At 68.4% G+C, this 23715-nt stretch carries 27 protein-coding genes, 1 tRNA gene and 1 pseudogene; 17 read left to right on the top strand and 12 right to left on the bottom strand.

The annotated features are described in order from the left end of the window. Positions 1–269 precede the first annotated feature (269 nt). Together EDD27_RS43145 and EDD27_RS43140 are read left to right on the top strand one after the other, a co-directional pair. Positions 270–1106: a phosphatase PAP2 family protein gene (locus tag EDD27_RS43145; protein WP_127937795.1), complete on the top strand. Its 837-nt coding sequence runs from the start codon at positions 270–272 to the stop codon at positions 1104–1106. A gap of 318 nt (positions 1107–1424) precedes the next feature. Beyond that, positions 1425–1898, top strand: coding sequence for a universal stress protein (locus EDD27_RS43140; protein WP_127937793.1), 474 nt, complete (start codon positions 1425–1427; stop codon positions 1896–1898). Positions 1899–1901: 3 nt separating this feature from the next. Here EDD27_RS43140 and soxR read toward each other — a convergent pair whose 3' ends face one another. Next, complete coding sequence (soxR, locus tag EDD27_RS43135; protein WP_127937791.1) at positions 1902–2420, bottom strand: redox-sensitive transcriptional activator SoxR; 519 nt, start codon at positions 2418–2420, stop codon at positions 1902–1904. A 9-nt stretch (positions 2421–2429) separates the two neighbouring features. Then, complete coding sequence (locus EDD27_RS43130; RefSeq protein WP_127937789.1) at positions 2430–2861, bottom strand: Lrp/AsnC family transcriptional regulator; 432 nt, start codon at positions 2859–2861, stop codon at positions 2430–2432. 56 nt (positions 2862–2917) lie between these two features. On the opposite strand from EDD27_RS43130, the gene EDD27_RS43125 reads away from it, so the two are divergent. Beyond that, positions 2918–3832, top strand: a complete 915-nt coding sequence (locus EDD27_RS43125; protein ID WP_127937787.1) for an SMP-30/gluconolactonase/LRE family protein — start codon at positions 2918–2920, stop codon at positions 3830–3832. Between the two features lie 9 nt (positions 3833–3841). Here EDD27_RS43125 and EDD27_RS43120 read toward each other — a convergent pair whose 3' ends face one another. Both EDD27_RS43120 and EDD27_RS43115 read right to left on the bottom strand, forming a co-directional pair. Beyond that, positions 3842–4573 (bottom strand): ABC transporter permease, encoded by a 732-nt coding sequence (locus EDD27_RS43120; RefSeq protein WP_127937785.1) that lies wholly within the window; start codon positions 4571–4573, stop codon positions 3842–3844. Next, entirely contained in the window at positions 4570–5475 is a 906-nt protein-coding gene (locus EDD27_RS43115) for an ABC transporter ATP-binding protein (RefSeq protein WP_127937783.1), read from the bottom strand. Before EDD27_RS43115 ends, EDD27_RS43120 begins: the two co-directional genes overlap by 4 nt. A 109-nt stretch (positions 5476–5584) precedes the next feature. On the opposite strand from EDD27_RS43115, the gene EDD27_RS43110 reads away from it, so the two are divergent. The 3 genes from EDD27_RS43110 to dnaN all read left to right on the top strand — a co-directional run bounded on the left by EDD27_RS43110 (position 5585) and on the right by dnaN (position 8919). After that, positions 5585–7018 (top strand): sensor histidine kinase, encoded by a 1434-nt coding sequence (locus tag EDD27_RS43110; protein ID WP_127937781.1) that lies wholly within the window; start codon positions 5585–5587, stop codon positions 7016–7018. Next, the gene (locus tag EDD27_RS43105; RefSeq protein ID WP_127937779.1) at positions 7015–7668 is read left to right on the top strand and encodes a LuxR C-terminal-related transcriptional regulator; all 654 of its coding nucleotides are present in this window, start codon (positions 7015–7017) and stop codon (positions 7666–7668) included. The genes EDD27_RS43110 and EDD27_RS43105 overlap by 4 nt, the downstream gene beginning before the upstream one ends. Positions 7669–7821: 153 nt before the next feature. Continuing rightward, entirely contained in the window at positions 7822–8919 is a 1098-nt protein-coding gene (gene dnaN / locus EDD27_RS43100; protein ID WP_127937777.1) for a DNA polymerase III subunit beta, read from the top strand. Between the two features lie 410 nt (positions 8920–9329). Here dnaN and EDD27_RS43095 read toward each other — a convergent pair whose 3' ends face one another. Then, positions 9330–9806 carry a MarR family winged helix-turn-helix transcriptional regulator gene (locus EDD27_RS43095; RefSeq protein ID WP_127937775.1) on the bottom strand — a complete coding sequence of 159 codons (477 nt, stop codon included), beginning with the start codon at positions 9804–9806 and terminating at the stop codon, positions 9330–9332. Positions 9807–9869: 63 nt separating this feature from the next. On the opposite strand from EDD27_RS43095, the gene EDD27_RS43090 reads away from it, so the two are divergent. Together EDD27_RS43090 and EDD27_RS43085 are read left to right on the top strand one after the other, a co-directional pair. Next, complete coding sequence (locus tag EDD27_RS43090; protein ID WP_127937773.1) at positions 9870–10157, top strand: antibiotic biosynthesis monooxygenase; 288 nt, start codon at positions 9870–9872, stop codon at positions 10155–10157. Continuing rightward, the gene (locus EDD27_RS43085; protein WP_127937771.1) at positions 10154–10993 is read left to right on the top strand and encodes an SDR family oxidoreductase; all 840 of its coding nucleotides are present in this window, start codon (positions 10154–10156) and stop codon (positions 10991–10993) included. Before EDD27_RS43090 ends, EDD27_RS43085 begins: the two co-directional genes overlap by 4 nt. Here EDD27_RS43085 and EDD27_RS43080 read toward each other — a convergent pair. From EDD27_RS43080 to upp, 6 genes are all read right to left on the bottom strand, one after another. Continuing rightward, a complete protein-coding gene (locus tag EDD27_RS43080) occupies positions 10980–11654 on the bottom strand; it encodes a FadR/GntR family transcriptional regulator (protein WP_127937769.1) in 675 nt (224 codons plus the stop codon). The two genes, EDD27_RS43085 and EDD27_RS43080, sit on opposite strands and share 14 nt — an antisense overlap. Before the next feature lie 99 nt (positions 11655–11753). After that, entirely contained in the window at positions 11754–13097 is a 1344-nt protein-coding gene (locus EDD27_RS43075) for a helix-turn-helix domain-containing protein (protein WP_127937766.1), read from the bottom strand. A gap of 96 nt (positions 13098–13193) precedes the next feature. Then, a complete protein-coding gene (locus EDD27_RS43070) occupies positions 13194–13727 on the bottom strand; it encodes a PH domain-containing protein (RefSeq protein ID WP_127937764.1) in 534 nt (177 codons plus the stop codon). After that, on the bottom strand, positions 13724–13882 hold the full coding sequence (locus EDD27_RS54955; protein ID WP_164904046.1) for a hypothetical protein: 159 nt from the start codon (positions 13880–13882) through the stop codon (positions 13724–13726). Before EDD27_RS54955 ends, EDD27_RS43070 begins: the two co-directional genes overlap by 4 nt. A gap of 96 nt (positions 13883–13978) precedes the next feature. Then, entirely contained in the window at positions 13979–14203 is a 225-nt protein-coding gene (locus tag EDD27_RS43065) for a hypothetical protein (RefSeq protein WP_127937762.1), read from the bottom strand. Between the two features lie 143 nt (positions 14204–14346). Continuing rightward, positions 14347–14985, bottom strand: a complete 639-nt coding sequence (upp, locus tag EDD27_RS43060) for a uracil phosphoribosyltransferase (RefSeq protein WP_127937760.1) — start codon at positions 14983–14985, stop codon at positions 14347–14349. 147 nt (positions 14986–15132) lie between these two features. On the opposite strand from upp, the gene EDD27_RS43055 reads away from it, so the two are divergent. The 4 genes from EDD27_RS43055 to EDD27_RS43040 all read left to right on the top strand — a co-directional run bounded on the left by EDD27_RS43055 (position 15133) and on the right by EDD27_RS43040 (position 16708). Continuing rightward, positions 15133–15648 (top strand): tRNA adenosine deaminase-associated protein, encoded by a 516-nt coding sequence (locus tag EDD27_RS43055; RefSeq protein ID WP_127937758.1) that lies wholly within the window; start codon positions 15133–15135, stop codon positions 15646–15648. Between the two features lie 17 nt (positions 15649–15665). After that, on the top strand, positions 15666–16142 hold the full coding sequence (locus EDD27_RS43050) for a tRNA adenosine deaminase-associated protein (protein ID WP_127937756.1): 477 nt from the start codon (positions 15666–15668) through the stop codon (positions 16140–16142). A 13-nt stretch (positions 16143–16155) separates the two neighbouring features. Next, positions 16156–16611, top strand: coding sequence for a tRNA adenosine(34) deaminase TadA (tadA, locus tag EDD27_RS43045; RefSeq protein WP_277750794.1), 456 nt, complete (start codon positions 16156–16158; stop codon positions 16609–16611). Positions 16612–16621: 10 nt separating this feature from the next. Beyond that, a tRNA-Ser gene (locus EDD27_RS43040) sits at positions 16622–16708 on the top strand. A gap of 792 nt (positions 16709–17500) precedes the next feature. Here EDD27_RS43040 and EDD27_RS43035 read toward each other — a convergent pair. Continuing rightward, positions 17501–21205: an nSTAND1 domain-containing NTPase gene (locus tag EDD27_RS43035; protein WP_164904045.1), complete on the bottom strand. Its 3705-nt coding sequence runs from the start codon at positions 21203–21205 to the stop codon at positions 17501–17503. Positions 21206–21698: 493 nt separating this feature from the next. Between EDD27_RS43035 and EDD27_RS43030 the strand changes: the two genes are divergently transcribed. The 5 genes and pseudogenes from EDD27_RS43030 to EDD27_RS59040 all read left to right on the top strand — a co-directional run bounded on the left by EDD27_RS43030 (position 21699) and on the right by EDD27_RS59040 (position 23688). Beyond that, positions 21699–22199 carry an RICIN domain-containing protein gene (locus EDD27_RS43030; RefSeq protein ID WP_127937753.1) on the top strand — a complete coding sequence of 167 codons (501 nt, stop codon included), beginning with the start codon at positions 21699–21701 and terminating at the stop codon, positions 22197–22199. A gap of 72 nt (positions 22200–22271) precedes the next feature. Continuing rightward, a complete protein-coding gene (locus tag EDD27_RS43025; protein ID WP_127937751.1) occupies positions 22272–22700 on the top strand; it encodes a sensor histidine kinase in 429 nt (142 codons plus the stop codon). A gap of 324 nt (positions 22701–23024) precedes the next feature. After that, positions 23025–23093 (top strand): annotated as a pseudogene (locus EDD27_RS57360) (hypothetical protein); the annotation flags it as partial. Between the two features lie 98 nt (positions 23094–23191). Beyond that, complete coding sequence (locus EDD27_RS57355) at positions 23192–23458, top strand: hypothetical protein (protein ID WP_241564956.1); 267 nt, start codon at positions 23192–23194, stop codon at positions 23456–23458. Continuing rightward, the gene (locus EDD27_RS59040) at positions 23440–23688 is read left to right on the top strand and encodes an EamA family transporter (protein WP_127937749.1); all 249 of its coding nucleotides are present in this window, start codon (positions 23440–23442) and stop codon (positions 23686–23688) included. Before EDD27_RS57355 ends, EDD27_RS59040 begins: the two co-directional genes overlap by 19 nt. Positions 23689–23715: the final 27 nt, after the last annotated feature.

The raw sequence follows: 23715 nt of genomic DNA, 5'->3' as shown, positions 1-23715 counted from the left end.
TCCCAAGCGGCTGGACTACCGTGCCAGGGACGGCTGTGGACCCGTACGCAGCCGGACCGACCTTCACCAGAAGGGTGACGACATGGGCCAGCCAGCGGCACCCCTGCCGGGGGAAGACGATCCGTCTGAGGCCGAGCGGTTACAGGCCGAGATCGGTGCACACTTCTTCTGACCTGTTTCCCATGAAGTGGTCGCCCGGTACGGGCGATCCGACCGTCCGTAATGTGGGGAGGTCGCGAGCGGATCTCTAGATATGGAGCGCGGGGCGAATGAATAGGGTCCGCTGGTGGCGTGAGGTTGCCACCGGCCGATCCTCGCGCCTGATCGAGCGGGTCCGGTCGGGCGCGCTCGACGAGAGCGTACGTGGGCGCCCCGCCGCGCTCGTTGAAGTGGTCGGTCTGCTGCTCGTGATCCTGCTCTTCTCGCGGCTTCATGCCGCTGCCGGGAAGGACGTCGCGGCCGCCACCGCCAACGCGCTGACCCTGCAATCCATAGAGCACGCCCTCCACCTGGACATCGCGCTGAGGGCCAACCAGTGGCTGACCGAGCATTCGGCCCTGATCCAGCCGGCGGTGTACTACTACCGCCTGTACTACGTCGCGATCATCGGTGTGCTGGTGTGGGTCTTCGTCCGGCACGCCGATGTCTACGTCAAGGTCCGCCGGACCCTCGTCGCGATGGCCGTCCTCGTGCTGCCCGTCTTCTGGGCGCTGCCCATGTCGCCGCCACGGTTCGCTCTGCCGGGCGTCGTCGACATCATTGCCGAGCACGACATCCTGGGCGGCCATGCCTCACGACAGATCGGAAGCGGCCAGAACCTCTATTCGGCCATGCCCAGCATGCACGTGGGATGGTCGCTGTGGTGCGCGTACGCCGTTTGGTACGCGTTGCGGGCCTCCCATCCACGATTGGCGCTGTTGTCGTGGGTGTTCCCCCTAGGCATGACGGCAGTCGTGCTCACCACGGGGAACCACTACGTGCTCGACGTTGCCGGAAGCGCCGTGTTGCTCGTTGTCGCCATCGCTGCCGCATCAGTGTGGGGCTTCCTCGTCGAGCGCCGGCGTAAGGCGAGATCCCGGCATTCGGGCTCACCGCTTCACACGTAGCCACTACAGGAGCTAGCCCTGTCCAGATCGGCCAAGGACCACAATCCCAGGATCTCCGTACCAATCAAGCCTCGTCGGATGGGCGGCGATCTGGAGCATGATCAGGGTCACTGCCGCGTACAGCAACGGTGCCGCCGGAGCGCACTGCAGAGCAGGCGAGCGTCCATTGGATGCTGACTCGAGCCCGGGAGGTTCCCAGGGGCGACACCTCGGGACACCACTGGTCCGAGTCGATGTGACGAACCAGACAAGGACCTACGGAATGGGAGTGATCACGTCGGTGCTCTAGCGGATGACTGAAGGGAAGAGGAGCACGCCATGACCGTCCTTGTCGCCTACGATGGCTCGGCTGACGCGCGGACCGCGATCGAGTTCGCCGCCAAGCATCTCTCGGCCGAGCCGACCGTCGTTCTGACGGTGTGGGAGCCATTGCTCGTCCAACTGCGCCGGTACCCGCTGGCCGCGGCCGCGATCGACCCTGACACCGGGGACGAGGCGGAAGCCCAGGCGGAGCAGCACGCGAGGGAGGGCGCCGAGCTGGCGATCGCGTCTGGGCTCGCCGACGTGAGCTATCGGGCGGTCGCCGGCAACGAGTCGATCTGGAAGACCATCGTGGACGTCGCCGACGAGGTCGACGCCTCGCTGATCGTGACGGGCTCCCGCGGCCTGGCGGGGGCGAGGTCGGTGCTGCTCGGCAGCGTCTCCAACCACGTGCTGCACCACGCGCACCGGCCCACCTTGATCGTCCCGCCGGCCGAGACACCCCGCCAGGCCCGGCCGATCAAGGCTTGACGATCACTGCCCGCCCACGGCGGCCGGCTCCGCCGAGCAGCAGACCTGCGCGAGCTCCGGCGGGCACAGCTTGGTGTCGATGCGTCGCGCGCCCGGCCCCTCGTCTCCAAGCCGGTCGTACGGGTTGGCCACGGGGCACCGGTCGAGCGACAGGCAGCCGCAGCCGATGCAGTCCGTCAGGTCGTCCCGCAGCCGCTGCAGCTGCAGGATGCGATCGTCCAGCTCGCTCCGCCACGCGGCCGACAGCCTCGCCCAGTCGTCGCGCGTGGGTGTGCGTTGGTCCGGTAGCTCCGCCAATGCGTCCTTGATGGTCTTGAGCGGGATCCCGATGCGCTGCGCCAGCCTGATGAAGGCGACTCTGCGCAGGCTGTCGCGCCCGTAACGGCGCTGGTTGCCGGCCGTACGACGGCTCTTGATGAGCCCCTTGGCCTCATAGAAGTGCAGGGCGGAGACAGCGACGCCGCTGCGCTCGGCCAGCTGCCCGACAGTGAGCTCCTTGGCGTTCCAGGCGACCTTGGTCATACCTGGAGCTTACTTGAGGGTTCGTTCGAAGAACGTCTCCAGGACGACGACCGTCTGCGTCCCTGTCACGCCGTCCACCTCGAACACCCGCCGCAGCACGTCCTGCAGCTCCCTCGTGCCCGCCGTACGGACCTTGAGCAGCACAGACGCGGGCCCGGCGATGACGTGCGCCTCCTCGATCTCGCGGATCGCCGCCAGCCGGTCGGCGCTGTCGCCCATCCACGTGCTCCCCTCGACCAGCACGTACGCCGTCACGGCGCGCCCCAGCGCGGCCTGGTCGACCTCGATCGTGGTCCGCCTGATCACGCCTCGCTCGCGCAGCTTGCGCACCCGCTCGTGGGCCGCGCCGCTGGACAGGCCCACCGCCCGGCCGAGGACGGCGTACGACTGCGTCGCGTCCTCCTGGAGCAGGTCGATCAGCATCCTGTCGATATCGTCCACCACAGGATGATATCTCGTCATTTCTCTCGCAAACCGAACGGCGTATGGTGGGTGCCATGACGAAAACGATCCCCACCGAGTTCGAGGTGCTCGACGAGCGGTTCGCCGCGGTCGCCGGCGACGATGTGATCGAGGTGCTCTACACCGGCACCCGCTGGTCAGAGGGTCCTGTGTACTTTCCCGCAGGCCGTTTCCTGGTGTGGAGCGACATCCCCAACGAGCGGATGTTGCGCTGGGACGAGATGACGGGCGCGGTCGGGCCGTTCCGCCAGCCGTCCGGCTACGTCAATGGCAACACGCTCGACCGCGAGGGCCGGCTGATCTCCTGCGAGCACGGCAACCGCCGCGTCACCCGCACCGAGCACGACGGCTCGATCACGGTGATCGCCGACCGGTGGGAGGGCAAGCGGCTCAACAGCCCCAACGACGTGGTGGTCCGCTCCGACGGCTCCGTCTGGTTCACCGACCCGCCGTACGGCATCCTCAGCAATTACGAGGGGCACGCCGCCGAGCAGGAGATCGACGGCTGCCACGTCTACCGGACCGATCCGGTGACGGGCGAGGTACGCGTCGTGGCCGACGACTTCGTCCGCCCGAACGGCCTGGCGTTCTCGCTGGACGAGAGCCTGCTCTACGTGGCCGACACCAGGGAGCGGCACCTGCGCGTGTTCGACGTGCGGGAGGACGGCACCCTGGCGGGCGGGAAAGTCTTCGCCGAGGGCGGCGGCGACGACGTCTTCGACGGCATGCGGCTGGACGACACCGGCCGGATCTGGGTCGCGGCCGGCAAGGCGCTGCTCTGCTACGACCCCGACGGCACGTTGATCGGCCGGCTCAAACTGCCCGAGGCCACCGCGAACCTGGTGTTCGGCGGTCCCAAGCGCAACCGCCTGTTCATCGCCGCCTCGACCTCGCTCTACTCGCTGATGACCAACGTCACCGGCGCGCGCCCGGTCTGGGCCGGGCGCTAGTCCCACCGGTCACTCCCATCGGAACACGCGCGCGGCCAGGCCTCCGAACAACACCAGCCCGCCGAGGATCACCGCCAGGTGCAGCGGCTGCGGGGCCTGGCCGGCCCACGTGTCCCTGAGCGCCTGCGCGACCGGCCCCGCCACGGAGAAGTCGCTGACCGTACGGAGCGCGTCCGGCATCACCTCGCGCGGCACCCACATCCCTCCGAGGAACATCAGCGGGAACATCACCACCGACCCGATCCCGGGCGCGGCCTTGCCGTTGGGCGCGAGCGCGGCGATCACCAGCCCGATCGCCAGCAACGCGGCGGTGCCGAGCAGGAAGACCAGCACGAACCAGGCCCATTGCCGCGGCATCGCCGCGCCGAACACCAGCCGGGCCGACACGATCAGGATGGTCGTGGAGACCACCCCGGCCGCCAGGTTGATCAGCAACTGCACGGCCAGCAGCCGCGCCGGATGCACGGGTGTCGTCGACATCCGCCTGAGCACGCCCTGCTCGCGGTACGTCGACAACACCGCCGGCACCACGTTGCAGGCCAGCACCAGCAGGGAGAGCAGCGTCATCATGCTCGGCAACTGCGTGTCCACCGCCCGCAGCCCGCCCGCGCCGATCTTGCTCATCGTCGGGATGGTGAGCCCCAGGACGACCAGCAGGCCGACCGGCAGGCCAATGGTGAAGAGCATGTACGGCCAGTCACGCAGGTGCAGCTTGGCCTCCACGATGAGGATCTTCCTCATGCCAACTTCCTTCCTGTGAGCGCGAGGAACGCGTCGTCGAGCGTGGCCTGCTCGATACGCAGGTCTGCGGGAACGATCTCGTGCCGGGCGAGGGCGAGGGTGACCGCGGGGGCGAGGTTGCCGGAGCCGCTGACCACGATCTGGTTGCCGTTCCTGCTCACCTCGCGTACCTCCGGCACGGCCAGCAGCACGCCGTCCGCCACGGGCGCCGAGGGCCGGAACCGCACCCGCTGCTCCCCGCCCACCTGTGCCACCAGCCCGGCAGGCGTGTCGGTGGCGATCACCTTGCCGGCGTCGATGAGCGCGAGCCGGTCGCAGAGCCGCTCGGCCTCCTCCATGAAGTGGGTGACCAGGACGATCGTCACCCCGGATTCGCGTACCTGCTGGACCAGCTCCCAGGTGTCCCTGCGGGCCTGCGGGTCGAGCCCGGTCGTCAGCTCGTCGAGCACCGCCACACGGGGGCGGCCGATCAGCGCCAGCGCCACGGACAGCCGCTGACGCTGCCCGCCGGACAACTTCTTGAACGCGGTGTCGCGCTTGTCGCCGAGCCCGACCTTCTCCATGAGCTCGGTCCAGTCGGCCGGGCCGGGGTAGAAGGAGGCGTAGAGGTCCAAGGCCTCCCACACCTTGATCTTCTCTGGCAGGGCGGCGCTCTGCAGCTGCATGCCCAGCACCTGGCGCAGCTCGTCCCTGTTCCGGCGCGGGTCCAGACCGGTCACCCGTACGGTGCCGGCGTCCGCCCGCCGCAGGCCCGCGACGCATTCCACCGTGGTGGTCTTGCCGGCGCCGTTCGGGCCCAGGATGCCGAAGATCTCGCCCTCGGCGACCTCGAACGACACGTCCTCGACCGCCAGGTGGTTCGGATACTGCTTCCGAAGGTTCCTGACCTCGATGATTTTCATGTCATCGACGCTAGGAACGCGTAATCCGTCGCGGAATCTCGTTAGATGCCCGGCAAGGGTGTACCTAAGTGCAGTGACCGGGCCGCCCCTGCCGGCGCAGACTGAAGGCATGCTCGTGCGGAGGTTAGGTCAGGTCACGGCACTGCTGGCGCTGCTCGTCGTCGAGGTGCCGCTGATCCTCCTGGCCGGCGTCATGCTGATCCTGTCGGTGGCGATGGGCATGGTGTTCCTGTTCCCGCCGCAGGTCCGGATGGTCAGGCGGATGGCCGAGCTCAACAGGCGGCTCATGCGCGCGTGGACAGGCAGTCCGATCGAGGCCCCGTACCTGCCCAAGCCGCCGCCGCCCGTGCCCGGACCGGACGGGCTGTACCGCTCGGACCGCACCCTCTACAGGACGCCACGCATCCCCGCGTGGAACGACCGCTGGAAGTGGCTGCTCACCGACCCGGCGACCTGGCGCGACGGTCTCTGGCTGCTGCTGGACCCCCTGGTCAAGGCGGTGCTGCTGCCGCTGTTCGTCCTGGTCCCCGAGCTGGGCCTGCGATTCTACGCGCTCTGGAGCAACCTGCTGCTCGGCGCGACCGCGGCGAGCCGCCTGGCCGGCCAGGTGAGCCACCTCCAGCGCACGCGCAACCTGGCGACCGACTCGCAGGCGGCCGAGATGCGCAGGATCGAACGCGACCTGCACGACGGCACCCAGGCCAGGCTGGTCGCGATCGGGATGACGCTCGGCGCGATCGAGGAGCTGATGGACAAGGACCCGGCGGCCGCCAAGGCGCTGGTGGCCAAGGCCAGGGACACCTCCTCGGACACGCTGACCGAGCTGCGCAGGGTCATCCGCGGCATCCATCCTCCTGTGCTGGCCGAACGCGGGCTCGGCGACGCCGTCCGCGCCCTGGCCCTGGACAGCCCGATGCGGGTCACCGTGGACGTCGACCTGCCGCACCGGCCGGAGGCGCCGGTCGAGGCGGCGGCGTACTTCGCCGTCAGCGAGCTGCTGTCCAACGCCGCCCGGCACGGCGATGCCGCGTCGGCGACGGTGGACATCAGCTCCAACGGCCCCGACCTGCGCATCACGGTCACCGACGACGGCATGGGCGGCGCCGACCCGGCCAAGGGCAGCGGCCTGTCCGGCATCGAGCGGCGGCTGGCCGCCTTCGACGGGGTGCTCGCACTGAACAGCCCGCCCGGCGGTCCCACCACGGTGACGATGGAGCTGCCCAAGGCGCTGCCCCAACATTGGTCGGGCGACCTGGGCAGGCTCCCTAGGCGGAAGGCGCTCCTGCTCGGCTTCCTGTGGGCGACGGCCTGGTGCCCGACGTTCCCGCAGGGCTTCGTGCCGGCCATCTTCAAGATCATCGGCTTCGACGAGAAGTCCTGGTTCCTGGCGCTGCATCTTCCCGAGGTCTGGCAGTGGCCGACGATCATCGGCATGATCGCGCTCGGGCTTACCATGCACACCATGGCCATTCGTATCCCCGCCACGCACAACCGGGAGCGCTGGATGGCGGAGGCGACCCCGACCAGGCCCTGGTGCTCATGAACCGGGTGCTCATCGCCGAGGACCTTTACCTGCTCAGAGACGGCCTGGTGCACCTGCTGCAGGCCCACGGCTTCGACGTCGTCGCCGCGGTGGAGTCCGGCCCGGAGCTGCTCAAGGGACTGCTGGAGCTGCGCCCGGACGTCTCGATCGTCGACGTGCGGCTGCCGCCGACGTTCACCGACGAGGGCCTGCAGGCGTCGCTCGCGGCCAGGACGTCGGTGCCCGGCCTGCCGATTCTCGTGCTGTCCCAGCACGTCGAGCAGCTGTACGCCCGCGAGCTGCTCGCCGACGGCTCGGGCGGCATCGGCTACCTGCTCAAGGACCGGGTCTTCAACGCCGAGCAGTTCATCGACGCGGTACGCAGGGTCGCCGCGGGCGGCACCGCCATGGACCCGGAGGTCATCGCCAAGCTGCTGGCCAGCAACGCCAGGCACGAGCCGCTGGCCGCGCTCACGCCTCGCGAGCGGGAGGTGCTCGAGGCCATGGCGGAGGGCCGCTCCAACGCGGCGATCTCCCAGCGGCTCTACCTCAGCGAGAGCGCCGTGGCCAAGCACACCGCCAACATCTTCGCCAAGCTGGGGCTCGCGCCGTCGGACGACGACAACCGGCGGGTGCTGGCCGTGCTCGCGTACCTCAACAGCCGCAGCTGAACGGACCGCGCCTGGACCTCAGCAGCCACAGTTGAACGGACCGCGCCTGGACCTCAGCAGCAGCGGTTGAACGGGCCTCGCTGGACTCGCCTTGGGTTGTCGGTCCTCTGGGCTATTTTCATAGAGGCACGGCGCGACGAAGGGGTGTAACAGGTGAAAATCCGGGTTAACCGCGATGTACTGGCAGAGGCGGTGGCGTGGGCTGCCCGAGTCCTGCCCAGCCGCCCTGTGGTGCCCGTCCTGTCCGGGCTCCTGCTGGAGGCAGGCGAGGACCTGAGCCTGTCCGCGTTCGACTATGACGTCTCCGCCCGGGCCGTGATCGACGCCGACGTGGCCGAGGAAGGCCGCGTGCTCATTCCCGGCCGGCTGCTGGCCGAGATCAGCCGGAGCCTGCCCGCCGACGACGTGGAGATCGTCACCGAAGGTCCCGAGGCGGTTCTGACCTGCGGCAGCGCGGAGTTCGGGCTCGTCACGATGCCGGTCGAGGACTTCCCGACCATGCCCACGATGCCGCCCGCCATCGGCGCCGTCGGCGGCGGTGTGTTCGCCTCGGCCGTGGGCCAGGTCGCGCCCGCCGCCAGCCGCGACGACACGCTGCCGATGCTCACCGGCATCAGGGTCGACATCGAGGGCGAGTCCGTGGCGATGGCGGCGACCGACCGCTACCGCATCGCCGCGCGCGACTTCGCCTGGCGCCCGGCCGGTCCTGACCTTGCCGTCTCCGCGATGGTGCCGGCGCGGGTGTTGGTCGAGGTGGCCAAGTCGCTGCGCGGCGGCGAGGTGTCGATCGCGATGGGCGACGGGGTGGCCGGGTTCGAGAGCGTGGGACGCAGCACGACGGTGCGGCTGCTCGACGAGCAGTTCATCGACTACCGTGCCAGGCTGACCAGCGACTGGTCGATCAGGGCCGACGTGCCGGTGACGGCGTTCGTCAACGCGATCAAGCGGGTTGCGCTGGTGGCCGAGCGCAACACCGCCATCCGGCTGTCGTTCACGCAGGGACAGGTGCTCATCCAGGCGGGTGGCGGCGACATCGGGCGCGGGACCGAGGTGGTCGAGTGCGAGTTGCGTGGTGAGGACATCCAGATCGCCTTCCAGTCGCAGTTCCTGCTGGACGGGCTGGTGGGGATCGAGAGCGACCTGGCCCGCATCAACATGGAGTCGCCGACCAGGCCCGCTCTCATCCAGGACGTCCCTGGCGACGGCGCCCCATCTTTCCGCTATCTGGTGATGTCCCTCCGCCAGCAGTGATCTTTCTTTTTTCTTTTTTTACGGCGGGGCCAAGTGGGCGCCACCCGTCGTGCGGGGCTGAGGGCCTCCAGGGAGACGCCCTCTGACCCGCACGGGGTCGGCCGCCGCAACGGCGCACGGGCACCGGTGCCTCCCTACAAGCGTCGGCCGACCGCCTCGGATCGTGGCATTCCCGGGTCGCGCACCCGTGCTCCGGCACCTCCCGCGCCCGCGTCCCCGGCCCACGCCTGCGGCCCTGAGTCGCGCGACGCTCTGTGTCCGGTGTCCGCGGTCACCGTCGGCGGCTGCGACGCCTGCGCCCGTCGCTGCGGCACGCACAGGGGGAGGGCAGCGGCACACATGGCGGGAGCGGCGGCCCGTTGGAAGGTCGGCGTTGGGAGGCGCGGGCGAGGTGGCCAGGTCCTCGGGGGTCAATCTGGGTGCGGTGTGTCGTCGTGGCCCTTGCCGGTCTGGCGGTCGGCGACCTTCTTGAAGACCCGCTTGAAGTCCGCGTACGCCTGCTCACCCACCGCCCGCGCATGTTCAGCCTCCATCGCGGCGATGATCGCGTCCGACTTGACCATGTGGTCGCGCCCCTTCTCGGTGGGCACGATCAGCTTGGCGCGCCGGTCGGCCGGGTCCGGCCGGCGCTCGACGTATCCGAGCTCGACCAGCTCGTCGAGCAGGGTGCCGATCACCTGCTTGTGCTGGCCCGACTGAGCCGCCAGGTCGGTGGCCCTGCTGCCTTCCTCGTCCAAGTACGCCATCACCGCACCGTGCCGCGGCCGTAGCCGCGGATGTCCCTGCTCGCTCAGCCTGGTGAAGAGCTCCCGCTGCAGGCTGAAAAGGGCCCGGCTGGACAGGATGCCGAGATCGGGCTCCTCCTGCTTGCGCTGGCTCCTGCGCACCTCACACCCTCCCTTTAGTCACTAATCTTGACCGTCACTAATTCTTACTATATTCTCCATGTCATGACGACAACGGTGGAACTCGCCAGGTTCCGCGTCGCGCCGGACCGTGCCGACCAGCTCCTGGCGGCCCGCCCGGCGATGATCGCGGATTTCCAGGCCGATCGGGCGGGATTCCTGGGCGCCAAGCTGGTCCACGTGTCCGACGACGAGTGGCTGGACATCGTGGAGTGGCGCACGCCGGAGGACTTCGCCGACTCCCGCGCCAAGGGCGCCAACCTGCCCGGCATCCGGGCCTTTTTCGACCTGATCGACGAGCTCGTGTCCATGGAAGAGGGGACCATACGATGACCATCTTGATCACCGGTGCCACCGGCACCGTTTCCAGCGCTGTGCTGCAGTCCTTGGCAGGCACGGAGGACGTGCGGGTCCTGGTGCGTGATGCGGCGAAGGCGCCGTCCGGCGTGGAGGTGGCGGTCGGCGACTTGGACGACCCCACCACGCTCGACCAGGCGTTCAAGGGCGTTGACACGTTGTGGTTGCTGACCGCGATGGGCCCCCAGGCACCCCACGCCAGCATGAACGCCGTATGGGCCGCAAGAAAGGCCGGAGTGGGGCACGTCGTGCGCATGTCGGCCATCGGCGCCGCCCACGACGCCCCGACCCGTAACGGCCGGCTGCACGCCCTGTCCGACGTCGAGCTCGCGGCCTCTGGCCTCGACTGGACCGTCATCCGCCCGGCGTTCTTCATGCAGAACCTTTTCGGCTCGGTGAACGGCGACACGCTCTACGGTGCGACGGGCGAGGGCAGGCTGAGCCCGATCGACGTACGCGACATCGGCGACTTCGCCGCCGCGGTCCTGCGCGATCCGGCGCCGCACAAGGGCAAGACCTACACTCTCACGGGCCCGGCCAGCATCTCGCTGCGGGACGCGGCGACGGCGCTGGGGGAGGTGTACGGCGGGCCGATCGCCTACCAGCCGGTCACGCCGGACGAGGCACGACATTCGATGCTGGCGGCCGGGCTGCCGGAGTGGGTGGCCGCGGTCACCAAGGAATACCTGACGGCGTACGCACAGGGCTGGGGCGACTACACCACCCCGACGTTCGCCGACGTGATGGGCCGCCCCGGCAGGTCGTTCACCGACTTCGCGCGTGACTACGCAGATCGCCTCAGGACTCCGTGAGGGCGATGAGGATGTGCTCCATGCAGGCGTGACCCGCCCGCTCCGCCGCCGCCGCGTCGCCGGCCGCGATGGCGCGGGCGATCGCGTCGTGCGGGATGTAGCTCTTGTTGAGCGACGTGCCCGCGGCAGTGATGCTGGCGCGCAGGGCCGCGGAGAAGTCCTCGTACAGGTCGATCAGCACGAGGTTGTGCGTGGCGTGCGCGACCGCCATGTGGAAGGCCAGGTCGGCCTCGACGAAGGAGTCGGGGTCGTCCAGCTCCCATGCGCGGTCCCGCTCGGCCAGCGCCGCCTCGATGCGGACGATGTCCTCGTCCGTGCGCCGGGTGGCGGCCAGGCGCGCCGACTCGACCTCGAGCGCCCGGCGTACCTCCAGGATCTCCAGCTGCTCGGCCTGCTTCAGCCGCCGCAGCATGGCGCCGGACAGCTCACTGGTCGCCCGGACGTAAGTGCCGTCCCCCTGACGGCACTCAAGCAGCCCGGCGTGCGTGAGCGCGCGTACGGCCTCCCGAACGGTGTTACGACCCACTCCGAGTTGCTCGGCGAGCACGGTCTCGGTCGGGATCTTGCCGTTCATCTGCCACGACCCTGAGGTGATCTGCTCTTTGAGCTGGTCGATCACCTGGTCGACGAGCGAAGCTCGCTGCGCCGTACGCAGACTCACAGTCCGCCTCCTCCGGGAAACCAATCATCCTATGAGTCAATGACTGGTAGACCCTAATTATTCCAGACTCAAAAGCCAAATCTGGAGCTCTCCGGAGGATCAGCGAGAAACTATGGCGTCAGCCGTCACTCCCGCCATGGCAGAGCGAACTCCGGCAGCTTCGAGGGCCTTACGATATGCCGCCGTCTGCTGCGCCACGGACCCGACCCTGCCGTAGAGGTCGCCCAGCTCGCGCCAGCAGCGGGCCACCTGCCGATCCGAGCCGAACACCGGCCGGTCCAGCGCGCTCAGCATCCGGTGAGCCGTGGCGAGGTCTGCCGCAGCCTCCCGGCCCTCGTCGAGCGCCACGGTGGCGAGCACGAGATGCGCCTCGGCAGGCGTGGTGCCCGCGTGGTCGGGTGACTGCTCCAACGCCGCACCGGCCAGCTCAGCGGCCCGTGCGGGGTCGCCGGCCCGCAGCCGGACCCGCGCGTGCACGATCAGGCTCTCGCCGTATTCGCGCGTGGCGGCGGGGAAGCCGGCGAAGACGCGGGAGGCGGCCGAAACGAGCCCCTCGGCCTCCTCGATCGGCGCGGTCAGCATCCTGGACCAGTGCATGGCGGCCCGGGCGAGCTGCAGCGCGAGCCGGGACTCGCGACCCGCCATGATCGCGTCGTCGGCCAGGCGCACGGCCAGCGCAGAATCCTCGCCTGCCGCCGCCGCGGCACTCGCGTGCCACAACGCGCGAATCTCTCCGGAACGGTCCATAACCTGAGGAACGCCGGTCGTGTCCAGCACGCGCTTGACGTAGGCAAGCTCGGGGGAGTCGCTCTCACGCTCGCCACGTGCCTCGATGAGCGCGGTGGCCAGGTCGACGGCGATCTCGCCCTCGGTGATGGACAGCCGCTCGGCCTGCTCCAGCGCGTACGACGCCAGGTCGCGAGCGCGCAGCCGGTCACCGGCCCGCTGGTAGCAGCGGCTCAGCGCGATCGTGAGTGGGAGGTCGGCCAGCCGCTCGGGGTGGGCCGCGGCCTCCCTGCGCAGGCGCTCGAAGGCCTCTACCGCCTGGCCGAGCCGACCCTGGGCCTCGAGAGCGCGTGCCCGGCCGAACCGGGCCTGCGCGGTCAGCATGGCGTTTTCCTCGTCGGCCGCCTTCACGATCTCCGTGAAGCGGTCGGCGGCCACGGCGGCGTCACCGTGCTGGAGCTCGAGCTCGGCGTGGCGCAGCCCGAGCTCGGTGTCGATGCGCTGCCGAGGCTCGATCCCGTGAAGGAGGAACTCGGTCGTGCATCCGAGCCGCTCGGCCAGCAGCCGAGCCACGACAGGAGTCGGCGTGCGCTTGCCCGACTCAATGAGCGAGACATAACTGTCAGACAGGTCGGGTCCGGCCAGCTGGGCCTGCGACATCCGCCTGTTAAGCCGCAATCCTCGGACGCGGTCACCGATGGTTCCCTGACTCGGCATCTCATCTCTCAAGGCGGGGAAGGGTCAACAACACGCAATGATTGCATGAAGTAGCCGAATCTGGTATCCCCGCGTGAAGAATTCTCCACCTAGAGATTAATCGTCGCCGTCGTCCTTGCTGGGGAAAAGCATCTGGCAGACCTCGAGGTACAGGGTCTCCGGATACGGAATGTACTCGACCGTTGACAGAGCCTGGTCCTGGCCGGCCGATTCCAGGATGAACTCACCGTAACCGAGCATGCGCCCAAGGAGAGTTCTCTGGAAGCTCATGTCAGTGACCTTGGTCAAGGGCATCATCGCGACCTTGCGAGTAATGAGGCCCGTGGTGAGCAACATCCGTTTTGAGGTCACCACAAAGTAATCGACTGACCACTCCGCGACTTTCCATACAAAACGGATCAACAGCAGAAGCCACAACCACCACACGACGACCAGCGCCGTGCCGCCTCCTTGGTTGTCGCCGAAGAACTTGCTGAGGAGGCCGGCGATGATCAGACCGGCGAACACCTCGGCGACAGGGCGGAGTAGGACGGCAGGGTGGCGCCGCACCATGAGGTGTTGTTGTTCGGTGGGGAGAAGGTAGCGACTGACCGACGCCGGGGCGGAGTCCCCGTGGGTCACAAGTCTCATGAGAGATTGTTCACGAATTGGGCCAGGGAGTCGGCCGCGTTGAACACCGTGTCGAACGCCCCCTTCACCGCGTCAGCGGCGTCAGCTGGTCGGGCCAAGAGGTAGTACGCCACAAATGCGATACCACCGTAGGTGAGGACTTTTTTGACCTGCACTGTCGCCTCCGTGCCACTTACCCACTCCACCCGACCTATACATTACCCACCCCGATGCCGGGGTAAAGGTGTCTTAGCGGGTTGGTTCTGATCTTGTTAGCCGCGTTCGCTGGCCACCAGGGCCAGGACGTGGAGGTGCTTGCGAGCGATGCGTTCGACAAGGCTGGGATGCGCGTAGCCGGTGACCTCCAGCGCGCCGTAGTGCGCTGCCTCCACGCAGCGCGTTACGGTGGTCGTGGAGTGGACACCGGCGAACTCCTCGCGCAGCAATGCCTCGATCTCCGCGTACGGAGTCGGATCCGCCTCGATGTGCTCGTTCACGAGGACACCTCGGCACCGGGCATGTAGCTCATCATGCTCCCCCACGCGCATGCGGAAGTTGCCTTCCTGTCTCTTCGTACCCACTCAACCACATTATGTAACGAAGTGGCGACGGAGAGTGAGGGAATTCCGCTCCGTAGTGGTCAGACGACGCCGTAGAGGCGGTCGCCGGCGTCGCCGAGCCCGGGCACGATGTAGCCGTGCTCGTTGAGCCGCTCGTCGAGGGCGGCGGTCACGACGCGGATCGGCTTGCCGGAGTTGGCGAACACCTTGTCCATATACGCCAGTCCCTCGGGGGCGGCCAGCAGGCAGATGGCCGTTACGTCCACGGCTCCCCGGTCGAACAGGAACTGCACGGCGGCCGCCAGCGTCCCGCCGGTGGCCAGCATGGGGTCGACCACGAAGCACTGCCGACCGGACAGGTCGTCGGGCAGGCGTGTGGCGTACGTCTCCGCCTGGAGCGTGGACTCGTTGCGGATCATGCCCAGGAACCCGACCTCGGCCGTGGGCAGCAGCCTCGTCATGCCGTCGAGCATGCCGAGCCCGGCCCGCAGGATCGGCACGACCAGCGGGTAGGGCCTGGCCAGATGCACGCCCGTGGCGGGCGCGACCGGCGTCTCGACGGTGATGTCGGTGACCCGCACGTCCCGGGTGGCCTCGTACGCCAGCAGCGTCACCAGCTCGTCCGCCAGCCTGCGGAAGGTCGGCGAGTCGGTGCGGGCATCACGCAGCGTGGTGAGCTTGTGCGCCACGAGCGGATGATCAACGACGAGGGTCTCCATAGAGGACAACGCTATCTTGTGGGGCACGTGGCAGCACCTCGCGGTTTTGGTTTTGATCACAATTTGGTCGGAGAGGCACACGCCTAGTGGCCGGGTCTGGAACGATTAGGTGCTGGTGATATCTGTCGGGTCAGAGGTCGGGTGGGAATGACGATGACAGACGAAGACGCGCTCGACTTCGCCATCGTGGTCTATCGCGAGGACGAGCGCTGGGATGCCGAGCTGTTGCCCGTCATACTCACCTCCGACCTGAAGGGGCTGATCCACGCACTGCGGCAGCAGCCCAGCGAGAGTGGCACGATCGGCCTGGTCGCCGTGGGGGACGAGTTCTTCGTGGCGCTGAGGGTGCTGGGCGATCGGGTCAGCGTCTTCCTGTCCGACATCGCCGCCTCATGGGACTTTCCCCTGGCCCGCCAGGTGCTCGACTACCTCGACGTGCCCGTGCCGGACGAGGAGGAGCTCGACGAGATCCTTCAGGACGAGGAGACCGTGCTCCCGGCCGGAGATCTGTCGATCTTCGCCGATCTCGGGTTGGACGAGATGGAGCTGGGCATCCTTTCCGGCGACATCGATCTGCTTCCCGAAGATGTGTTGTCCAGCATCGCCGCGCGGCTCGGTTTCTCCGAGCCGTTCGAGCGTGCCATCGAATCGGTCTTCGGCTGACCCCCTGGAGCGCGGACATGGCGTCCAACACCTTCTCTGCGGCCTTCGTCAGGACCTCCAACGGCTGGAGCGGTGCAGAGGTCGATCTGAGTGATGCTGAGATCATCGACGACTTCGGCGACACCGTCATGGAGGCGCTGGGGCTGACCGGCGACGAGCTGGCCCTGCTGTGCGTCGAGGTCGAGGACGAATGGTTCGCGATCGTCCGCTACCGGGGCGAGGAAGAACCACGCGTGTTTCTGTCCGACGTGCACGCCGTGGTCTCCGACAGCCTGGGCGAGCTGTTCGCCGAGTTCGCCGGGGTGGCGCCGGACAAGGAGGGCAACGGCCTCGGCATACGCCCGGCCGGCGACTTCGAGCTGCTCAGCGACCTGGGTGTGAGCTCGGAAGAGCTGCTGGAGCTCAGTATGGAAGAGGGCATGTTGCCGGCCGACATCCTGTCGGTGATCGCCGAGCGGCTGTCGTTCGCCGACGAGCTCGACCGGCTGCGGTGACCCCGCCGGACCCGTGACCCACGAGGAGGCCATGCGCCTGGCCCTGGAGGAGGCCGTCGCGGCGGCCGCCAGGGAGGAGGTCCCCGTGGGCGCGGTGGTGCTCGGGCCGGACGGCGAGGTCCTGTCCGCGGCGGGCAACGACCGCGAGTCCACCGCCGACCCGACCGCCCACGCCGAGGTCCTCGCACTCCGGCAGGCGGCCGCGGCGCGCGGGCAATGGCGGCTCGGCGGCTGCACGCTGGTGGTGACGCTGGAGCCGTGCACGATGTGCGCCGGGGCCGCGGTGCAGGCCAGGGTCGATCGGATCGTGTACGGGGCCGTCGACGAGAAGGGTGGGGCCGTGGGCTCGCTCTGGGACGTCGTACGCGATCGCCGGCTCAATCATCGGCCGGAGGTCGTCATGGGGGTGCTGGCGGAGCAGTGCTCGGCGCTCCTAAAGCAGTTCTTTGCCACTCGGCGGATCCGGTAAGCTCATTCGCGGTGGTGTCGCCTAGTGGCCGAGGGCGCACGCCTCGAAAGCGTGTGATGGGGCAACTCATCCGTGGGTTCAAATCCCACCACCACCGCCGCTAAGTTGGGCCTCCGACCTGCATCAACAGGTCGGAGGCCCTTCGCATAACAAGATCATGGGGGAACGAACCTCCGGGCGATCTTGGAATGCGGTTCCGGTAACTGGAGCCGCTCGGTCTCGCCACATCTGGTTCCCGTCCTGGCCGAACCCGTAGTACGCCTCCGCCTGCTCGTCGAGAACCACGACACCGTCGCGAGAGGCGGCCACCCACCAACGCTAGGTGCGCGGCGGGAAGGCGACAGTGGTGCGCATCCCGCCTTCCGGCGTGGGCCTGCCCACCGGTATCGCCCGGGCTTTGCGAACCGCACGCTGCTGAACAGCGAGATCGGCGTCGAGCCCGGCACCGAGCTGCGGCGACTGCACAGCCACATCCTCGCCAACGCAAGCCGGGTGAGGACGCTGGCGCGCGCCCCGAAAGTCTGCAGGCCGGTCGTCGTTCGGCCCGCCCGGTTGCCGCCGGATCCGGCTTGTTTCCGTCGGCCGGCAGGAACAACTCGCGGGGGCGCACGAGGCGCTGTGGCAGGCGAGGAGCCGGGCTGGATCGCGACCATCGTCGTCTCCGGCATGGCCCGGGTCGGTAAGACGGCATTCGCGCTGCGGCTGGCCCATAGGCTGCGCCGCCGGTTCCCCAAGGCCAGCTCTTCGTGGATCTGCATGCCTCCGGCCCGCCCGGCGGCCACGCCTGCGCGACGTCATCACCCTGGGCCTGTCCCGATCCCCAATCCATCCTGCAGGATCAAGGACGTCCGGGTAGATGATGCGTCGCCCCGTTTCTCGCGGGGTGTCGTCAGTGGCAGGTCTTTTGATAGGCCAGTTCTGGGATGTGTTGTTGCCACTCGGACGGGGACAGGCCGCCGTCCCGGCGGCAGATCACGGCGGTGGCAGTGCCGGGATCGACGGTGATCTCACGTAAGGCCCCGTCGGCGGATGAGACGAGGAGAGCCGTCCGGTTGAATGCCACGGCCGGCACGGACTGGGTGGTGTAGCTGATCGGTGCGGCGATCCGCTGATATCCCCGCCAGTCCCACAGCTGGATGCCTGAATCGCCCCCGTTGCCGACCGTGGCGAGTAGCCCGCCCTGCCGGTAAGGGACAAGAGCCATGATCGATTTCGTGTCCGCGATCTGCGGCGGGGCCAAAGGCCTGCGCAACTCCCTGTCCCAGAACGTCAAACGCCCGTCATCGCCGCCGATCGCGGCTCTGTTCTCGATGAAGAGGATCTCTCCCTCGGCGCGGGCGTCGGATGAGTGCTGGCGTATCGCTCCGGTGGCCGTATCGACCAGGATTCGCCCCTTGTCGGATCCGTCCACGAGCAACCGGCGCCCGTCCGGCTCGAAGATCAGAACCCCTGATCCCGCACCGGAGACGGTGCGGATCCATCTTCGAGCTCTCACGTCCCACAGCTCGAGGTCGTCGAAAGTCAGGTCATCGAACCCCGCTTCGTTGTCTGGGCTCGGGAGAAGGGGGACGACCGCGACGGTTCTGCCGTCGGGTGAGAAGGCCACAGGCAAGACTCCGACGGCTCCCTGTCTCCGGACGCGCAGTGCGCCGATGTTGCGGCCGTTCGTGGCGTCCCACAAGGTCACCACGGGGGACGCGGGGTGGGTGAGCGCAAGCGTGCGCCCATCGGGGCTGAACACCGGGGCGTACGCCGTCTCCGCAGGGTCCTCTTCAGGGAGATCGTCGACGGGTAGCGGGCCGCTCACGGGTGTCCGCGCGGCGACATCCCATATGCGCACCTCGGCCCTGCCTTTTCGGCGATGCGCCGTCACCAGGAGGCGGCCGTCGGGGCTGAACAGTCGCTTGCCGCTTCCCGGCGCGAGCACCTCGGGGCGGGTGTAGGGGGAGATGTCCAGGACGTTCACCGTGCCGTGCTGGCCGATCATCCGGAGATACCGGGCATCCGGCGAGAAACGGGGCTCGGCTGCCACAACGTCGGAGTGAAGCGAGGAGTTCATCAGCAGCATGCCGTCGTCCACCCGCCACAGGGCCGCCGACCCCCCACCCCGCGTCCCGGCCAGGAATCGGCCGTCGGCGCTGAACTCCACACGTTCCGAAGGCGGAAGCAGCGGGCTTAGGACCTCCTTGCCCGAGGAGATTTCCCACAGCCGGATACCGTCGTTGGTGGGGACGGCCAGGTGCTTCCCATCTGGGCTGAACACGCCTTCCGTGGCGGTTTCCGGTAGCCAGGGGGCCCTGAGCGGCTTGCGCTTCTCGATGTCCCAGAGTTCCGCCCTCCGCCCCGAGCTCGTCCCGTTGTCGGGGGACAGCACGATGCTCGACAGTTCGTTGGCTTTCGCCGGGATGACCAGGGCCAGCCGGCCGTCCGGGCTGATGGCCCTGATCGGCTCGGCGAGCACGCGTGTCCGGTCCGCGACGCTCCAGGCTTCGTACCTGCCATCGCGGACCCCGATGAGAAAGCGCCCGTCCGGGCTGAACCTTGTGGGGTCGAGGTCGGGGAACGACGCGTTGAGGTCCGTCAGGCGTTCGCCGCCGACGGTCCACAGCCGTGTGCCGGCCGCGTCGCCCACCGCCACCGTACGGCCGTCAGGACTCCACACCAATTCCAATACATCTGGCTCCCTCCATATCGCGCTCGCGACCTCCTTCTTCGTGGCCAGGTCAAGCACGCGCAGTGCGCCCGGCTCGGCCGCCGTACCGGGTGTGTAGACGGCCAGCCTGGTGCCATCCACGCTGAGCCCATGCACCAAGCCCGTCGCGTCGTACGGGGCGGTGACGACGTCCACCAAGGGCAGCGCCATCGAGTCGATCAGCTCGCCCTTGGCCTCGGGGACCTGGGCGATCCGCCAGGCCGCGGCGCTCAACCGGCGGGCCAGCTTCGGGTCGCTCATCCGCAGGGCGGCCGCACGCCTGGCGGCCAGCCGGGCCGTCGCCTCCGCCAGCCGATCGTCGGCCAGACCGGCCTGCCGGATGGCGACTCCCGCCGCGACCATGGAGGCGACCAGCAAGACCACCAGAACGGCCGAGACAGCGACCCGCACCAGGGAGGTGCGCCGGGCCAGTGCCGCGCTCGCCTCAACGAAGTCCCGTTCCAGGGGCGTGAGGTCGCCACGGTTCTCCGGCTCGATGAACAGCTTGTCGACGACGGCCAGGCGGGTGCCCCGGTAGAGGAGCCCGGCATCCCGGCCATGCGCCTCCCACGCCTTGGCCGTCTCGGTCAACTGCCGATGGGCTCGCAGGCGATCCCGGCCTTCGTCCACCCAGCCACGCAGTCGCGGCCACGACTCGATCAAGGCCTCGTGCGCGAGCTCCACGGTGTCCTGGTGCAGCGTGAGCAGCCTGGCCCCGGCCAGCTGCTCGATGACCAGCGCCGTGTCCGCCTCCCCATACGGGTCCAGCTCCGCCCGGGCGGCGGGACGGCGGGTGTCCTGAGCCTGCTCGCCCGGATTGATCAGCCTGAGCAGGATCCGCCGGGCGATCCTCGCCTGTGCCGGCGACAGCCGGGCATAGAGCTCCTCCGCGGTATGGCTGATCGCCCCATGGACTCTGCCCACGCCCTCGTAGGCGTCCAACGTCAGCATCTTCCCCGTACGGCGGCGCCAGACCTCCCGCAGCGCGTGCGACATCAGCGGCAGCGCCCCCGGCTCCTCGGCGACGTCGGCGACGATCGCGGCCGTCAGCGCCCGCTCCACGGTCAAGCCCTCGGCCATGGCCGGCCGGATGATCGCTTCCCTGAGCTCTACCTGGTGCATCGGCCCCACCAGCACATTGGCCTCGCGCAGGGCGCCGGTGAGCTCGCGGTGCTCGGCGCATCGCCCGTAGAAGTCGGCGCGCACCGCTATGACCACTCTCATCCGGCTCTGCGGATCTCGCGCGTTGAGCAGCAGGTCGATGAACTGCCCCCGCTCACGCTGGTCCCGGCAGAGCGTGAACACCTCCTCGAACTGGTCGACCACGATCAGCATGTCGGAGTCGCCCCCGCCCGCGAGGAGCCGGTCGGCGTGCCGCATCGGGTGCTCACCCGGTGTGAGGATCCAGCTCTGCCCGAAGGATTCGCCCGTGGATGTCGTCTCCCCACATGCGGCAGCCACAAGCCCCGCGCGCAACAGGGACGACTTGCCGCTGCCCGAAGGGCCGAACACCGCGGCGAAACGATGCCGTCGAAGCAGCACGTGCACTTCCTCGACGAGCCGCTCCCGCCCGAAGAAACGACCGGAATCGTCCGTGTCGTACGGGGCCAGGCCAAGGTACGGCCCGGCGGCACCGTCATCATCCGCCCTCTCGCGGGCCACTTCATGCGCGACCTGCTGCCAGCGGCGCTCCCATGCGGAGACGTCTGCGCCGCAGGCCTCCACAAAGGCGAGGACGACCGGCAGCGAAGCCAGACGCTCACCCGCCGCCGCCTGCGACAGCGTGGTGACCGAATAACCCGCACGCTTGGCCATGGCCCGATAGGTGAGGCCGCCCGCTTCCTGGCGCAGCTTGCGTAACTCCGAAGCAAAGCGTTGAACCGGTCCCGCTGCCGGATCCACCGGACCTTCACGACGGCCTGCCACCGTTACGGGACTCCATTCACTGGACGACGAAGACGGTTCAGACGCGCTCGCTGATCACATCACCTGTTGACCCCGGCTCGCCGATCGCCTGCGTTGCAGACCCGAATGCCTGCGCGCGTGAGCGACACGCACATGGCCAGTGACAAGAGCCCGCCGGAAGGTCGGTCGGTATCAGGAGCCGCTGCCACCGGCTGAGGAGGCGCGGAGCGGAACCGTTCTGCCGGGAAAAGCATTGTTTGCCTGCCTGATCGGGGGTGCCGAACAATCTTGTCGCCACGATCCTGGTGCCACAGGCCTCGGCGGGCAAGCGGTCACGGGACCGCTTGCCCGCCGAGACTGCCGGGAGCCGGCACACAGACGTGTGACCTGTCCCGGCCTGCCCACCGATCGAGATCAGCGACTGCTGATGATCGCGACCAGTCTCGTGATCCCGTCCCCCTGTCGATCGACCACCTGCGAAAGGACATCCATGCGCACGAGCTCCACGACCGCCGCCGTGGTGGTGACCGCCCTGACCGTGCTGTCCCTGCCGCCCACCGCGTCCGCACAAGCCGCCGTGGCCTCCGCCGGACCCGGCCGGGCATACGTCAACGGCGCGACCGGCATGTGTCTGGCCGTGGGCCGGGGAGAGGTGAAAGCGGCGAAACCGGTGATCCAGTGGCCCTGCACCGGGGGCAAGGAGCAGCGCTGGATCCACCGGCCCGACCGCCGGCTCGTGAACGTCAAGACCGGGCTGTGCCTGGCGATCGGGCGCGGTGAGAAGAAGAAGGGGAAGGTCGCGATCCAGTGGCCGTGCACGGACGGCGGACTGGCGCAGCAGTGGATCTACAACGATGACCATCTGGAGCGGCTCCAGAACAGGGCCACAGGCATGTGCCTCGCCATCGGGAGCGGCGAGAAGCGCAAGGGCAAGAAGGCGATCCAGTGGCCCTGCAAGTTCACCTCCGAGCAGGCATGGCTCGAGCGATGACCGTTCCCGCGCAACTACTCCGTACGGCCTGCTCAGGCGCACTTGACCGGTGACGAGCAAGGGAAGAAGTAGATGATCAACAGCTCACATGGAGAACTCGAATCAGGCAGCCGCACAGCCTCTCAGGCTTTGGCGGACTACTTGGCGGAATGGTCGCTGCAGACCGGGATCACGGTGGAGATATGGGCTCTGCCGAAACAGCCGCTTCCCACCGTGATTACCGAGATCGTCCATGGCACGATCCGTGATGTCCTGCAGGAGGTGGAACGGCAGGCACAGGCCCGTACCGTCTCCATCGCCCTCACCGCGGTCCCCAGCGGGCTGCGCTTGACCGTCAGCTATGACGACTCCGGGATGTCGGCGGACGTGTTCCAGGCCCGTCTACGCGGCCGGCGAGCCGAAGTCGCCGGACTAGGCGGCCGCCTCACGGTCAATGGCGTACGGGGAGAAGGCACCACGATAAGCGCCGCCGTTTCCCTGGAAGGGCGTCTCCATCCCTGAGCTAATTGGGGTTTGACCTTGACCTCAGGTCAGGGTGCACGCTGAACGGGTGACCAATTTCAACGCCTCCTGGACCGGCATGGTGCCGGTCGACAACACCGCGCCGGCCGTGACCGACACCGGTGGGCCCGGTCGTTGCGTGGTCTACCTCAATGGCCAGTTCGCCACTCAGTCGTACTGGCGGCGCGTCATCGCCGAACTCGGCAGCGACTACCAGCACATCACCTACGACATGCGGGCCCGCGGCCGATCAAGCGTTCGGCCGCAGCCGCTTCGTTCGAGGCGCACTTCCGTGACATCGACGCCGTCCTTGCGGCCAGGGGCGTGGACCGGCCGCTTCTGGTCGGCTGGTCCTACGGCGCGCCGGTCGCGCTGCACTGGGCCGGCCGGAATCCGGACCGCGTCCTGGGGGTGGTGTCCGTGGACGGCGCCTACCCGTGGGGGTGGGCCGACACCGTCACCCCGGAACGGATCAGGGGGCTGTTTCGCCGGTGGGCTGGCTGTTTCCGGTGCTGCGTCCCCTGCACTTGTACGCGAAGATGTCCGTCGAGGAGCATGCCCAGAGCAACATCGAGCTCATCGAGATCTGCGCCGCCATCGGCCCGGTCCTGGACGGTGTGACCTTCCCGGTCCGGTACGTGGTCGCCACGGGCGCCAACCTCGGAGGCAGCCGGGAGGAGATGGAACGGATCCGGACCAGACTGAGCCCTGCCACCACGCTCCCGGCCGGGCTGACCGTGTGCCCGCTGCCTTGCTAGTGCTGGGCGTGGTGCGCACCGGCGGAACCCTCGTCCTGTTCTACACCTTGATCAGCCATGTAGGACCGGCCCACGCGGCTCTCGCGTTTTATCTGTCTCCGGCCTTCGCTGTGGTGCTTGGAGTCGTCTTATCGCAGGAACGGTTGACGTTCTCGACCGTTGTGGGCCTGGCAGCGATCGTCATCGGTGCCGCGTTGGCGGGAAGATCCCAAGAACCCACGGCTCTGTGATCGGTGGCCCCTTGTTCACGGAGACGC

It is taken from the genome of Nonomuraea polychroma (genome assembly GCF_004011505.1).
Lineage (GTDB): Bacteria > Actinomycetota > Actinomycetes > Streptosporangiales > Streptosporangiaceae > Nonomuraea > Nonomuraea polychroma.
This window is presented reverse-complemented; position numbering and strand designations above follow the sequence as displayed.

Coding starts and splice junctions, on each gene's coding strand:
- EDD27_RS43025 (WP_127937751.1), top strand. CDS start 22,272: ATGATCAACAGCTCACATGGAGAACTCGAATCAGGCAGCCGCACAGCC.
- EDD27_RS43110 (WP_127937781.1), top strand. CDS start 5,585: ATGCTCGTGCGGAGGTTAGGTCAGGTCACGGCACTGCTGGCGCTGCTC.
- EDD27_RS43125 (WP_127937787.1), top strand. CDS start 2,918: ATGACGAAAACGATCCCCACCGAGTTCGAGGTGCTCGACGAGCGGTTC.
- upp (WP_127937760.1), bottom strand. CDS start 14,985: ATGGAGACCCTCGTCGTTGATCATCCGCTCGTGGCGCACAAGCTCACC.
- EDD27_RS43030 (WP_127937753.1), top strand. CDS start 21,699: ATGCGCACGAGCTCCACGACCGCCGCCGTGGTGGTGACCGCCCTGACC.
- EDD27_RS43055 (WP_127937758.1), top strand. CDS start 15,133: ATGACGATGACAGACGAAGACGCGCTCGACTTCGCCATCGTGGTCTAT.
- EDD27_RS43075 (WP_127937766.1), bottom strand. CDS start 13,097: ATGCCGAGTCAGGGAACCATCGGTGACCGCGTCCGAGGATTGCGGCTT.
- EDD27_RS43070 (WP_127937764.1), bottom strand. CDS start 13,727: ATGAGACTTGTGACCCACGGGGACTCCGCCCCGGCGTCGGTCAGTCGC.
- EDD27_RS43050 (WP_127937756.1), top strand. CDS start 15,666: ATGGCGTCCAACACCTTCTCTGCGGCCTTCGTCAGGACCTCCAACGGC.
- EDD27_RS43085 (WP_127937771.1), top strand. CDS start 10,154: ATGACCATCTTGATCACCGGTGCCACCGGCACCGTTTCCAGCGCTGTG.
- EDD27_RS43140 (WP_127937793.1), top strand. CDS start 1,425: ATGACCGTCCTTGTCGCCTACGATGGCTCGGCTGACGCGCGGACCGCG.
- EDD27_RS43120 (WP_127937785.1), bottom strand. CDS start 4,573: ATGAGGAAGATCCTCATCGTGGAGGCCAAGCTGCACCTGCGTGACTGG.
- EDD27_RS43090 (WP_127937773.1), top strand. CDS start 9,870: ATGACGACAACGGTGGAACTCGCCAGGTTCCGCGTCGCGCCGGACCGT.
- EDD27_RS43115 (WP_127937783.1), bottom strand. CDS start 5,475: ATGAAAATCATCGAGGTCAGGAACCTTCGGAAGCAGTATCCGAACCAC.
- EDD27_RS43105 (WP_127937779.1), top strand. CDS start 7,015: ATGAACCGGGTGCTCATCGCCGAGGACCTTTACCTGCTCAGAGACGGC.
- EDD27_RS43145 (WP_127937795.1), top strand. CDS start 270: ATGAATAGGGTCCGCTGGTGGCGTGAGGTTGCCACCGGCCGATCCTCG.
- soxR (WP_127937791.1), bottom strand. CDS start 2,420: ATGACCAAGGTCGCCTGGAACGCCAAGGAGCTCACTGTCGGGCAGCTG.